Here is a 13,046-nt window from a genome sequence, read left to right on the forward strand (position 1 = left end):
CTGCGACAATCTGCCTCACGATCTAAACCACCCTTGTGCGTTATACTTGCCCGTCGGCATCAAGATCTGAGCTTACTGTGAACGGAAATCATCAACAGCTACTGCAGCTAACCTATATTCGCTTCATCATTCTGGTTGGACAGAGCGCGGCTATCCTCTTTGCGCTTTGGTATCTGCACGCAGACCTTAACCCATGGCATACCGGCTCAGCACTGGCGTTGCTGGGTATACTTAACCTCATCACATACGCACGGCTACATTCACACTGGCCGGTGACACAGCCAGAACTGTTCTCTCAACTGCTCGCTGACACCATCATCTACGGCTTCATCCTTTACCATACGGGTGGCGGGACTAACCCATTTATCTTCATGCTGCTAATTCCGCTCATTATCACGGTCACTACGTTGCATCGGCGTTATATATGGCTGATGGCCCTAACAGTGATCGCCATATATGGATCGTTGCTCGTGTACTACGTGCCCATTTCTCTGGCACGCTCTGATCATAACATCTCCGTTGAAGCCCTCTTCAACCTGCACATGATGGGCATGTGGCTAAACTTTACCCTGACCGTTGGAGTCATCACCTACTTTGTCTACACGATGAATCGTACACTCGCAAAGCACCGCGAGCACCTTATTGCAGCACGCGAGAGCAAAGTTCAGAACCAACAAATTTTGGCACTAGGTACGATTGCCGCCGGCACGGCACATGAACTTGGCACACCACTGAGCACAATGGATGTACTGCTGCATGACATGTCATTGGATACAGAGCTTAGCGACGAGCACCTGGAGGATATCGCGCTACTTCAGCAGCAAGTTAATCTCTGTGCGGCGAAGCTTCAGGAGATGGCGCGCTCGGTTCAGGAGGAGTACCAAAGTGAGCGCACCTGCTTAATTGGTGAGTTCATCAATGAGGTGATCGAGCAATGGAAGATCGCACGCCCTGATGTCAGTTACACGCTGCATCTGCAAGATGATCTACCACCGGACCTGCGCAGCACCACAATGCTGCGCCAAGCCTTGCTGAACCTGCTTAACAACGCCGCCGATGCCAACCCCAACGGGATTGAGATCAGCATTCATTGGGACGATAAGAGCATCTGGATTCTGATTCGGGATTACGGCCCAGGCTTACCCATCGACAAGGTGAATCAACTAGGACAACCCTTTATCACCACCAAAGGGCGCGGCCTAGGTATCGGCCTTTTTCTAACCTCCACCACCATCACCCGACTGGATGGTGACGTGAAACTTTATAACGCCGAGCATCAAGGCACCATCACCGAGGTGCGCTTATCGAGGAGAGCTGTGCATGGATAACAATGAGCGTTTTTTGATCGTTGATGACGACCCTGTTTTTACACGTGTTTTGTCACGTGCGATGACCAAACGGGGCTTTGATGCCAAGGTGTGCCGCAGCGCTGAAAGCGCGCTGGAGCTAACAGCGGAATGGCATCCGGACTACGCCACTCTCGATCTCAAAATGGACGGAGCTTCGGGGCTCACAATTATTGAGCACCTTAGAGCGATCAATCCTGAGATTCGGATCGTTGTGCTTACCGGCTACGCCAGCATCACAACAGCGGTGGAAGCGATCAAACTCGGAGCTACTCAGTATCTGCCAAAACCCGCCAACGCTGATGATATTCTCAGCGCACTTCAACAAAACGAGGGAGATGCCGATATCGAGATCGAAGAGACGCCGATGTCAGTGAACCGGCTGGAGTGGGAGCACATCAATAAAGTTCTGAATGAGCACGATGGCAATATCTCGGCCACCGCCCGCGCGCTGGGGATGCATCGGCGCACGCTACAGCGTAAGTTGGCCAAGCACCCCGTTCGCAAATAAGCGGCTACTGATCGTCGATGTAAACTTTCGCATCGAATGTGCGAATCCAATCGGGATAAAACACCATAATGCCGGTCATCAGGATGCCGTTCATCAAGCCCTCGGGGAACATGATCAGTGGCAAGTATTGAATGTACTCTGCCGTAATTTTGGCCCACGTGTACGCACCGCTTAGCCACAGCACGGCCATCATTGATAGCCCGGAAACGGCAATCACAATACCTGCGCCAACAAAGCCGCATAAAAACTGATAGACGAAAAAGTTTTTCGGAAAACGACTCTCAACAAACCGCTGAATAGCGTGGGTTAACAGCGCAGGTATTGCCACCAAACATAAACCGTTTACCGAGAAACCTTGCCAGCTCTCAGTACCGATTATTGTCATTCCAAGTAACACAAGCGTGGCGGATAAGATCGCCAAATCCCAGCCCAAAATCAGAGTCAAAGCCGTTAAACCTAGGAAGTGGATACTTAAACCGGGAGAGATCCCAGCGCGCATGCTCCACATCACGAGCAGAACAACCGTCGCACCTAAAAAAAGGTGCTGCAAACCGCGATTCTCAACGATAACGCGCCATGGTGCGCGCCATGCAGCGATCACCAGAACACCCGCGAAGAGCAGATGCGCAAGCCACAACCACAGTCCACTTAAAAGATCAGTTGTAATACTCATAACACATCCAGAAACGATCGAATTCGCACGAAGCTTGGTATTGTAGCGCCAAGCGCATACAATTGTATGCGTTCGCCCAGCCAAGTTGATACAGGTCAGTCAGTCGTATGCAAGTATTGGTCATTGATGATAACCAGCTCATTCGGGACCTCGTCGCGGCAATCATAGATGAAGTCGGCCACACGGCCTTGCTCGCATCAGGTGCTCAAGAAACCCTCGAAATTCTCGCCGACAAACATGTAGACCTGATCCTCATGGATGTTGAGATGCCTGAAATTAACGGCTTTGATCTTACCCGAAAAATACGGACCGATATGGGTAGCCGTTGGATTCCAATTATCTTTCTTAGCGCACAAACAGATACGCAGCACCTCGTGGATGGGATCAATGCAGGCGGCGACGACTACCTAACCAAGCCGGTCAATGCCATCGTATTACAGGCGAAAATTAAAGCGATGGCGCGTATTTCAGAGATGCAACACGCGCTCGATGCAGCCAACCGCCGCTTAAAACAGCTAACGCAACTTGACCCTCTAACAGGCGTCCTCAACAGGCGCGGAATGGAGGAGGAGCTCAAACGCACATGGAAACTATTCCAGCGCGAACAGTCGCCGCTTTGTGTGCTGCTTTTCGATATCGACTATTTCAAGCAGTACAACGATAACTATGGCCACCAGCAAGGCGATGAGTGCTTAATTGCGTTTTGTGACATTATCAAAAAGCAACTCAAACGCCCAGCCGATACGCTGGCTCGGTTTGGCGGTGAAGAATTTCTGGTGATCTTACCCAACACAAAAACCGAGGGTGCGTTTGTTATTGCCCGCAGTATTGTGCTGGCATTAAAAAAAGCTCAGTTGCCCCATAGTCACTCACCACACAACGGTTTAGTCACTGCCAGCATCGGGATCGCATCAACACAGGATAATCCGAAAACGGCACTCGAGCTGATTAAGCTCGCCGATGAAGCACTTTATCACGCCAAGAGCGAAGGCAGAAACCGAATCGTTAGTTTCCAAGAGACGTTAACACCGCGCTAACAGGGCTACTCATGAGTACAGCATCCTCGCGCTCGCCACTTTCATTTGGCGCCGCATAGTAGCCTTTACGCCGCCCATCCTGAGCAAAGCCAACACGTTGATAAAGTGCCAGTGCCGCAGTGTTAGAAGATCGAACCTCAAGCATTAGACGTGTCACCTCTTCTGCCTGCAGCCGCTCTGCCAGCGCCGATAACAGCGCCTTGCCTAACCCGTTGCCACGCATCGAGCCTGTCGTACCGATCTGCAGAAGTTCAGCCTCATCAAAGAGGTAGGTGGCAAACACAAACCCCACCAGTTGCGCTTCAACAAAGACACCAATATTGATACTGCGTGGCCGAGCAAGCTGCTGGGCGATCTGCGTCCCACTCCAAGCATCCTCTTGCATAGCGTCAGCCCCCAACGCCAACAGTTGAGGTAGCTGCTCCTCCGTGAGCGTTACGACGCGTTTAACATCCATAGTTAGCCTTGATAGACCGGCTGAAGATCATGCCAAACATCACGCTTGCACTCGGGGATGCGTAGCATCTCGGTAAGGCTCAGCGACGCGATGGCATTGATATCGCTGGTATAGCTAAACGCCAAACCACGCAGTTGGTCCAAGGGTTCATCCCGCTGCATAACTAGCTGCGCAGCGGCCTCTCCGAGTAGCACAATCGCTTTTGGAGTGGGCTGAGCTTGGCGGTATTTTTTAAGCTTGTGCTCCACCGCAATACGCGCCTGCTCCAAACCTTGATCCAACGTAGCACCCGCTAACATCGGCCACGTCAGGGTATAAGCGGGCACAGTTAACGCTGCATCTTTACCCAGAGCACGCACAAGGTTAGCGCACAAGCGCTGATAAGCAGGGTCCTGCTGCCCTCGCCCTTGGTGCGGCATACTGTCCACCACCCAAAGCTCCTTAAACAGCCAAAAGCACAACCTAAATGGCGCAACGGGCGTACCTGTTTGGCGCGCCGTAAGCGCGACAGGTGCTAAGCCCTGCGATGGATCCGCCACTGGCTGATTAGGCTTAGCACTGGATGCTTCAGCCACACGCGCAGTAATTGGGCTCGGTTCGGTCAACTGCAAAGACGCTGCCGTTACCGGAGCTGATTTTGCGACCGGCGCCGGAGCGGTATGCGAGGCAGGCTCTGCTAGCGTGCTCTCTTCGTAATCGGACTCATCCCACGGAATATCTTGATGTAAAAAGGTATGTACCCAATCCGCCGAGCGCTTGGCACCCGCAAGCTCTGCTCGGGGTAACCAACTGGTCACACCGAGCGCTGCTAAATACTGGTGGCGCCGCTGCTGAGAATGCACGGGCGATTAAACCTGTGGGTGCGCTTTCTGAACGTTCGCATCCAGCAGGTTCAGTGCGTGAATGTAAGCTTTCGCCGAAGCAATAATGATGTCGGTATCAGCACCCACGCCATTTACGATACGGCCGCCCTTCTCAAGACGCACGGTGACCTCTCCTTGGGAATCGGTGCCGCTGGTAATCGCATTCACTGAGTAAAGCTCTAACGATGCACCTGATGCCACCACTTGCTCAATGGCGCACAGTGCGGCATCCACTGGGCCACCACCGGTTGATTCAGCTTTGTGCTCTTGGCCATCCACCATCATGGTGATCTGCGCCAATGGGGTTTCGCCGGTTTGGGAGGTCACATTCAAAGATGAGAGTTTGAACTTCTCATACGCATCGGCAGCACGGGTATCTGACACCAAAGCCACGAGATCTTCATCAAAGATTTCGTGTTTCTTATCAGCCAAGTCTTTAAAGCGTGCAAACGCATTGTTGAGTTCAGCATCGGAACTGAAGCTGGTGCCTAGCTCCTCAAGACGGGAGCGGAACGCATTACGGCCTGAGTGTTTACCCATCACCATGCGGTTGGTATTCCAGCCCACATCCTGCGCTGTCATGATTTCGTAGGTTTCACGGTGTTTCAGCACACCATCTTGGTGAATACCGGACTCATGCGCAAAAGCGTTAGCGCCCACAATGGCTTTGTTCGGCTGTACTGGGAAGCCTGTCACACTAGAAACCAAACGCGAAGCCGGTACGATTTGCGTCGTATCGATTCCCGTTTCAAGACCAAGATGATCTCGACGCGTGCGCAACGCCATCACAATCTCTTCCAGTGATGCGTTACCAGCACGCTCACCTAAACCGTTGATCGTACACTCCACTTGGCGGGCACCCGCAGAGACTGCCGCCAATGAGTTAGCAACCGCTAGGCCCAAATCGTTATGGCAGTGCACCGAGAAGATCGCCTTATCTGCATTTGGAATGCGCTCTAACAGTTGGCGAATCGTGTAACCAAACTCCTCTGGTACCGCGTAACCCACAGTGTCTGGGATATTAATGGTGCGGGCACCTGCATCGATCACCTTCTCAATGATGCGACACATAAAATCTAGCTCGGAGCGGCTCGCGTCTTCTAATGAGAACTCCACATCGCTAATCAGATTGTGAGCACGACGCACCGCACGTACCGCATTCTCAATCACCTGATCTGGCTCCATCTGTAGCTTGTACTTCATATGGATAGGCGACGTTGCGATAAAGGTATGGATACGGCCAGAAGCTGCGTTCTGCAGTGCTTCACCAGCACGATCGATGTCGGCGTCGAGCGCGCGAGACAATGAGCAAACGGTACTCTCTGTCACCGCTTCAGCGATCGCTTTAACGGAGGCGAAATCTCCCGGAGAGGCGATTGCAAACCCCGCCTCGATAACGTCAACACGCATCTTCTCAAGCTGCTTAGCAATACGCAGCTTTTCATCGCGCGTCATCGATGCGCCGGGGCTCTGCTCGCCATCGCGAAGGGTTGTGTCGAAAATAATAACCTGATTATTGCTCATTGAACCAACTCCCACTGAGCACAGTCTATGTTTAACACTGTGCGAAGCGTTCTATTTTATCGTAATTATGAGCGGCTGCGGAATTAACTATCCTGATAACAGCCGCCTTTAGTAACCACTATTAGCGCGACTTATCAGCACAAGGCGCACTCTCACGGGTTTTCGTCATCTAATAAGCGTCACTATAAAGCGGCTCGGTCCATTTGCAAGCTCCGCCATGTGTGATTAGATGCAAGCAAACACCCCGTATCAGCTGATAATTTACCACCGGTACAGAACAGGAAACGTTATGACATTTAACGACTTTGATACCCCTATCGATCGCAGTAACACCGCCAGCCAAAAGTGGGAACGCTATCAAGATAGCGAAGTGCTGCCTATGTGGGTTGCAGATACCGACTTTATGGCGCCTGCAAGCGTGATCGAAGCGCTCCAAGAACGGGTATCTCACGGAGTATTCGGCTATACCAATACACCTAAGCGCTTAGAAGAGTTGGTGGTGCAACGCATGGAGCGTATCTACAGCTGGTCGATTGAAAAAGACGCGCTGGTGTGGCTACCCGGTTTGGTGTGCGGCTTACACCTAGCCTGCCGCTCGGTGGGAGAAACCGGCGACCGCGTGATCTCGCCACAGCCGATCTATCCACCTTTTGTTACTGGCCCACACCTCTCAGACCGAGTGGTCACACAGGTGCCGATGACTGAAGTGGCTGACCGGATGGTGATCGACTTTACCAAGCTTGAGGAGGCGATCTCACCACAAACGCAGCTGCTGCTGTTCTGTAACCCTCATAACCCAGGGGGCACGGTTTACCGCAAACCCGAGCTAGAACAGTTAGCCGCACTTGCCGAGCGCCACGATCTGATTATCTGCTCTGATGAGATCCACTGTGATCTTATTCTGGAGCCTCATCTCAAACACATCCCCTTGGCCAGCCTGAACGAACGGATTGCGCAGCGTACAATTACACTGATGGCACCGAGTAAAACCTACAACATTGCAGGCTTGGGTTGCTCATTCGCTATCATTCCGAATGCGGAGTTGCGCCAACGCTTTAACCGGGTTCGCAAAGGCATTGTGCCCGACGTCAACCTGCTAGGTTACACTGCTGCGATCGGTGCTTACGAAGCCGGTGATGAGTGGAACAAGGTACAGCTCGACTATCTGCGCGAAAACCGAGATTACCTGCTGCAAGAGATTAATAAGATTCCGGGCCTCAGCCTGAAACCGATTGAAGCGACCTATCTTGCATGGATTGATGTATCTGCAGCGAAGCTGGAAAACCCTGCACGCTTCTTTGAACAAGCAGGCGTCGGTATGTCACCGGGGCGTGATTTTGGCGATGACCGCTTTATGCGCCTTAACTTTGGCTGCTCCCGCCCCCTCCTTGAGGAAGCCGTAAAACGCATTCGCACAGCGCTGCTCAATCACCTGCCTGCGTAATACCTGTCTGGCCCTCTTAGGGGGGCCAATAGCCGCTAGGCCTGCTCAAACATAAAAGGGATCACCTCTTCTATGTGTGCAGCTTTTGTAGCCAACATCACGAGCCGATCCACCCCCAAAGCCACACCTGCACAATCGGGTAACCCTGATTGCAGCGCAGCAACCAACCGCATATCTAAGGGCCGTTGCGGCAAGCCAAGCTGTTTGCGTTGCACGTTATCCTGCAAAAAGCGCCGCTCTTGCTCGTTGGCGTCGGTTAGCTCGTGGTAGCCGTTTGCAAGCTCAATACCATCAACAAACAGTTCAAAGCGCGCCGCAACCTGTTGCCCGTTTGGTAACCTTTTCAAACGCGCGAGCGCAGCTTGGCTGGCTGGATAGTCCGTAACGAACACAGCGCTACCGCGCAGCCGCGGCTCGATCACATGGGACATCAGCAGGTTGAGCCAACCATCTCGATCATCCATTGGGTGCTCCACGTCCACATGTTGGCGCATCTGCGCAGCTAACTGGGCATTGGAGGCACTCGCCAACTCGATGCCAAGCTCGCGCTCAAACAGCGCATCATAGCTGATACGCTCAAAGCGGTAGTCTGGTAGAAGCGGCGTGAGCAGGCGCTCGATATCGTCCATCAGCGCGTGCTCATCAAACCCGATGCGATACCACTCCAGCATTGTAAACTCAGGGTTATGAAAGCGGCCAGCCTCGCCATTGCGAAATACTTTACCCAATTGATAGATGGAACCGCTGCCTGCGGCGAGTAAGCGTTTCATCGCATACTCTGGCGATGTTTGCAGAAAACAAGCTTGACCGGCATTGTCTGGATGGCTACGAAACGACAGCTCAAAAGAGTCGATAAAAGGGTCGCTCACGGCGCATTGTGACAGCACCGCAGTATCAACCTCTAAAACCGCTTCATTGGCGAAGTGTTGGCGAATCTGTGCCAGTATCGCGGCGCGTTGGTGCAGCGCGGCTACTGTTGTGGAAGGCTGCCAGTGCAAGCTCATGATTGATGCTCCTAAAACCAAAAACGGCAGCCGAAGCTGCCGTAAATTAAGCGTTGCGTCGATATTACGCGCGGCTCACGTATTCGCCTGTACGGGTGTCGATTTTCAGCACTTCACCTTGGTCGATAAATAGCGGTACGCGAACAATCGCACCGGTGCTCAGTGTTGCTGGCTTAGAGCCGCCTTGCGCCGTATCACCTTTCAGACCTGGGTCTGTTTCTGTCACCTCTAACTCAACAAAGTTAGGCGGCAGAACAGAGATCGGATTATCGTTCCACAGGGTCACCATGCACGTTTCGTTCTCTTTCATCCATTTGTAAGCCTCACCGATCGCTGACTTATCAACGGCGTATTGCTCGAACGTTACTGGCACCATGAAGTTGTACATCTCACCATCGAAGTACAAATACTCCATGTCACGGTCCATTACATCCGCACCTTCAACGCTTTCGTTGGATTTGAAAGTACGCTCCCAAACGCGACCCGTAAGCAGGTTACGCATCTTCGCACGCGTAAACGCTTGGCCTTTACCGGGTTTTACGAAATCCAAATCCATAATGGCGCAAGGGTCACCATCGATCATTACCTTAAGGCCATTTTTCAGCTGGTTTGCGGAGTAATTTGCCATGATATTTCTGTCCTAAAACTGATTCATTAGTGGGCCTTAGCCCGAAAATTGACAGTCATTCTACTTGAAAGCAGAATGCGAGCCAATTCAATTGCAGACCAGCCTCATGACACCGCAAGCAACACTTTATCCTGCGAACTGGCAAACCGAGCTACGCCAGTCACAGCTCAGCATTCAGCAACTCCTTGAACATCTTGAGTTAACCGGTACCAGCGCCGCTGTTAGCGCCTCAAGTGCTGCGGCGAATCAGTTTCCTCTACTAGTGCCTCCGGCTTATCTCAAGCGTATTCGCAAAGGCGACCCAAACGATCCGCTCCTGCTACAAGTTTTACCCGCAGCGGCGGAGCTTGAAAGCCACCCAGGTTATACCCAAGACCCACTAGAGGAGGAGGCCTCCAACCCACTGCCCGGTCTGATCCATAAGTATCACGGCCGCGTGTTGTTGGTGCTAAGCGGTGCCTGTGCTATCAACTGCCGCTACTGTTTCCGGCGCCACTTTCCCTATGCAGACAACCAGCTTGGCGGCGAGAAATGGCAGCACGTGTTGGCTTATTTAACCGAGCGAACCGATATCAACGAGGTGATCTTTTCAGGAGGGGACCCGCTGGCCACCAGCGACGCACGACTTGAGCGGATGATTAAGGATCTCGATGCGATCCCACACCTGCAAACACTGCGTATCCATACCCGCTTGCCCGTTGTGATTCCAAACCGCATCACCGAAGCACTCGCCAACACATTAAAGGCAAGCCGCCTGAATAAGGTTGTGGTGCTGCATACCAATCACGCCCAAGAGGTGGATGATCAAGTAGTGGCTGCCATCACAACGCTAAAAAACAGCAATACAACCGTACTTAACCAAGCGGTGCTGCTGCGGGGTGTTAATGATTCGGTGGAGGCACTAAAGGCGCTCAGCCAAACGCTGTTCAGTGCAGGCGTTTTACCTTACTACCTATTCGTTTTGGATGCGGTGGCAGGTGCCGCTCATTTTGATATACCGGACAGCGAAGCGATCCAGCTAGTTCAAGCACTCCAGCGCGAAGTTCCGGGCTACCTACTGCCACGCCTAGCCAGAGAGATACCCGGCAGACCCTCCAAAACACTGCTAGGTGCTCATACGCCTTAGTGTGCCGTTAAGGAACTTTTTGCTATACAGTACATCCTACCCCGAGGATAAAAACGAAGAGGCTTGGATTCATGCGCACGATGCAACTGACACGATGGTTCGCCATCATCACAACGGCAACATTGCTTGCCGCCTGTAGCCGCGAGTCAGTGGTTGTTGCACCACCGCCACCGCCGCCACCTGCGCCTGAGCCTCTGATCAGCTTAAACAACATGGCACCAGTTCTGAAGCAACGCTCGAAGGCGTCTGGTGCTGAAATTGGTTTTACGAACACCTCTGCAGCGACTTATCAGTATTTACTGTTCCGTGCGACCGCTTTTGATAAGAACGGTAATGTAGTCAAACCACGCAAGAGCTTAGATGAGCGCGCCTACCTGCGCGTTCCGGGCCCGATTATGCCGGGAACCGTTGTTGATAATCATCGTTGGGACAACACCTGGGCAGGCAATCAAGTTGCGTGTATCGATGTTGATCAGGTCGAGATCATCTTTGAAGATGGCAGCATCGAAATGGCACAAGGCAAGATGCTAGCGAACGCTACAACCAGCACTTGCTTCTAAGGCAAAGCCCCGCATCAAGCAGGGGCTCTAGTGATCACTTTTTAGTGGGTGGCGGCATGATAGGAAAAGCCGCCACATTACCTTTGGCATCGGTAATTTTGGCCACCCCTTCCTGCTTCACTTCATCAATACGAATCACGGCTTGCATCGGAATGTAACTACGCTCCACGCCTGCAAACTGCTGTTTTAACTTCTCTTCACTCGGGTCAACCACCAAATCGGATTGGCTGCCAAAGATAAAATCCTCAAGCTGCAAAAAGCCCCATATATCGCTCTGAAAAACATGCTTTACAAACACTTCGTACACTTGATCTTGATTGACGAACATCACGCGATAGATACGATCGTCTTTAGACATAACAAGCTGCTCTCTAAAAGGGTTGAAATCGATAGCTTATGATCGCATTGATGGGGACGTAATCGGAAATTACAACGCCCTGCAAATCTATGATTACCGCCAAGGCTGCTGTATAATTTTCGGTCTTTTTTTAAACGATCCAACTAAGGTGTGTAATGGCTAAAAAGCTATTTATTAAAACTCATGGCTGTCAGATGAACGAGTATGATTCGGCCCGTATGGCTGATCTACTAGGCGAGAGTCATGCATTGGAACTGACGGACAACCCGGACGAGGCCGATGTTTTACTGCTCAACACCTGCTCCATCAGGGAGAAGGCGCAGGAAAAAGTATTCCACCAGTTGGGTCGTTGGCGCAAGCTGAAAGAGGCAAACCCAGCACTAAAAATTGGCGTGGGCGGCTGTGTTGCCAGCCAAGAGGGTGAAGCGATTCTTGGCCGAGCGCCCTACGTTGATATGATCTTCGGCCCGCAAACGTTACACCGTTTGCCCGAGATGATCGAAGAGACGAAGAAAGGCTCGGTTGGTATTGTGGATGTCTCCTTCCCTGAGATCGAGAAATTCGACCACCTGCCAGCCCCGAAAGTAGAGGGTGCTGAAGCCTTTGTATCGGTGATGGAAGGCTGCAGCAAGTACTGCACGTTCTGTGTTGTACCTTACACCCGTGGTGAAGAGGTCAGCCGCCCACTAGACGACGTGATCACCGAGTGCGTTGAATTAGCCGAACAAGGGGTACGTGAAGTAAACCTGTTAGGCCAAAACGTTAACGCATACCGTGGTGCTACTCACGATGGCGATACCGCAGATCTTGCCGAGCTTATTCGCATGGTTGCAGCGATCGACGGCATCGACCGCATCCGCTTTACGACGTCACACCCGGTTGAGTTTACCGATAGTTTGATCGAAGCATATGTTGATGTACCTGAGCTCGTTAGCCACCTGCATCTGCCGGTACAATCAGGATCAGACCGTGTTCTGATGGCCATGAAACGCGGCCATACCGTACTCGAGTACAAATCCAAGATTCGTAAGCTGATGAAGGCCCGCCCAGATCTATCCATGTCATCCGACTTTATTATCGGCTTCCCTGGCGAGACAGATTTCGACTTTGAGCAAACGATGAACCTGATTCAAGAGATCGGTTTCGATAACTCATTCAGCTTTATCTACAGCCGCCGTCCGGGTACACCTGCTTCAGACCTGCCCGATGATGTCAGCGAAGAGACGAAAAAAGAGCGTCTAGCGATTTTGCAAAACCGCATCATCCAGCAAGCACAAGCGATTAGCCGCCGTATGGTAGGCACCACTCAACGCATTCTGGTAAACGGCTACTCCAAGAAAGATCCGGGGTTACTCTCTGGCCGTACCGAGAATAACCGCGTTGTAAACTTCCGTAGCGATAATCCAGACCTGATTGGCCGTTTCGCTAACGTAAAAATTGTAGAAGCTTTCCCTAACTCCCTACGCGGTGAGCTGGAAAGCTCCGAACTGGATACGCTCCAGTAACCAAGGATCG

At 52.0% G+C, this 13,046-nt stretch carries 14 protein-coding genes; 7 read left to right on the forward strand and 7 right to left on the reverse strand.

Annotation, left to right across the window (positions count from 1 at the left end):
- Positions 1-77 precede the first annotated feature (77 nt).
- Together E4L36_RS09315 and E4L36_RS09320 are read left to right on the forward strand one after the other, a co-directional pair.
- Positions 78-1,328, forward strand: a complete 1,251-nt coding sequence (locus E4L36_RS09315; protein ID WP_136680371.1) for an ATP-binding protein — start codon at positions 78-80, stop codon at positions 1,326-1,328.
- A complete protein-coding gene (locus E4L36_RS09320; protein WP_127693210.1) occupies positions 1,321-1,857 on the forward strand; it encodes a response regulator transcription factor in 537 nt (178 codons plus the stop codon). The genes E4L36_RS09315 and E4L36_RS09320 overlap by 8 nt, the downstream gene beginning before the upstream one ends.
- 4 nt (positions 1,858-1,861) lie before the next feature.
- On the opposite strand, the gene E4L36_RS09325 is transcribed toward E4L36_RS09320, so the two are convergent.
- On the reverse strand, positions 1,862-2,530 hold the full coding sequence (locus E4L36_RS09325; protein ID WP_127693211.1) for an energy-coupling factor ABC transporter permease: 669 nt from the start codon (positions 2,528-2,530) through the stop codon (positions 1,862-1,864).
- A 107-nt stretch (positions 2,531-2,637) separates the two neighbouring features.
- Between E4L36_RS09325 and E4L36_RS09330 the strand changes: the two genes are divergently transcribed.
- Entirely contained in the window at positions 2,638-3,567 is a 930-nt protein-coding gene (locus tag E4L36_RS09330) for a diguanylate cyclase (protein WP_136680372.1), read from the forward strand.
- Here the strand turns inward: E4L36_RS09330 and rimI are convergent.
- From rimI to E4L36_RS09345, 3 genes are read right to left on the reverse strand one after another with little or no spacing between them, the layout of a single operon-like run.
- Positions 3,536-4,024, reverse strand: a complete 489-nt coding sequence (gene rimI, locus E4L36_RS09335) for a ribosomal protein S18-alanine N-acetyltransferase (protein ID WP_136680373.1) — start codon at positions 4,022-4,024, stop codon at positions 3,536-3,538. The two genes, E4L36_RS09330 and rimI, sit on opposite strands and share 32 nt — an antisense overlap.
- Before the next feature lie 2 nt (positions 4,025-4,026).
- On the reverse strand, positions 4,027-4,866 hold the full coding sequence (locus E4L36_RS09340; protein WP_136680374.1) for a hypothetical protein: 840 nt from the start codon (positions 4,864-4,866) through the stop codon (positions 4,027-4,029).
- 6 nt (positions 4,867-4,872) lie between these two features.
- Positions 4,873-6,411 (reverse strand): 2-isopropylmalate synthase, encoded by a 1,539-nt coding sequence (locus tag E4L36_RS09345; protein ID WP_136680375.1) that lies wholly within the window; start codon positions 6,409-6,411, stop codon positions 4,873-4,875.
- A 289-nt stretch (positions 6,412-6,700) separates the two neighbouring features.
- Here E4L36_RS09345 and E4L36_RS09350 point away from each other — a divergent pair, with 289 nt between their 5' ends.
- Positions 6,701-7,855, forward strand: a complete 1,155-nt coding sequence (locus tag E4L36_RS09350; protein WP_136680376.1) for a PatB family C-S lyase — start codon at positions 6,701-6,703, stop codon at positions 7,853-7,855.
- A gap of 35 nt (positions 7,856-7,890) precedes the next feature.
- Here the strand turns inward: E4L36_RS09350 and epmA are convergent, their stop codons facing one another.
- Together epmA and efp are read right to left on the reverse strand one after the other, a co-directional pair.
- The gene (gene epmA / locus E4L36_RS09355; RefSeq protein ID WP_136680377.1) at positions 7,891-8,859 is read right to left on the reverse strand and encodes an EF-P lysine aminoacylase EpmA; all 969 of its coding nucleotides are present in this window, start codon (positions 8,857-8,859) and stop codon (positions 7,891-7,893) included.
- A 64-nt stretch (positions 8,860-8,923) separates the two neighbouring features.
- The gene (gene efp / locus E4L36_RS09360) at positions 8,924-9,487 is read right to left on the reverse strand and encodes an elongation factor P (RefSeq protein WP_127693218.1); all 564 of its coding nucleotides are present in this window, start codon (positions 9,485-9,487) and stop codon (positions 8,924-8,926) included.
- 106 nt (positions 9,488-9,593) lie between these two features.
- Between efp and epmB the strand changes: the two genes are divergently transcribed.
- Both epmB and E4L36_RS09370 read left to right on the forward strand, forming a co-directional pair.
- Complete coding sequence (epmB, locus tag E4L36_RS09365) at positions 9,594-10,613, forward strand: EF-P beta-lysylation protein EpmB (RefSeq protein ID WP_136680378.1); 1,020 nt, start codon at positions 9,594-9,596, stop codon at positions 10,611-10,613.
- A 71-nt stretch (positions 10,614-10,684) separates the two neighbouring features.
- Positions 10,685-11,173 (forward strand): hypothetical protein, encoded by a 489-nt coding sequence (locus E4L36_RS09370; RefSeq protein ID WP_136680379.1) that lies wholly within the window; start codon positions 10,685-10,687, stop codon positions 11,171-11,173.
- 34 nt (positions 11,174-11,207) lie between these two features.
- Here E4L36_RS09370 and E4L36_RS09375 read toward each other — a convergent pair whose 3' ends face one another.
- Entirely contained in the window at positions 11,208-11,531 is a 324-nt protein-coding gene (locus E4L36_RS09375) for a DUF1820 family protein (RefSeq protein WP_136680380.1), read from the reverse strand.
- 155 nt (positions 11,532-11,686) lie between these two features.
- Here E4L36_RS09375 and miaB point away from each other — a divergent pair, with 155 nt between their 5' ends.
- Positions 11,687-13,036 (forward strand): tRNA (N6-isopentenyl adenosine(37)-C2)-methylthiotransferase MiaB, encoded by a 1,350-nt coding sequence (gene miaB, locus E4L36_RS09380; RefSeq protein ID WP_127693222.1) that lies wholly within the window; start codon positions 11,687-11,689, stop codon positions 13,034-13,036.
- Positions 13,037-13,046 lie beyond the last annotated feature (10 nt).

Source organism: Neptunomonas sp. XY-337, from assembly GCF_004959845.1.
In the GTDB taxonomy this organism is placed as follows: Bacteria; Pseudomonadota; Gammaproteobacteria; order Pseudomonadales; family Balneatricaceae; genus Neptunomonas; species Neptunomonas marina.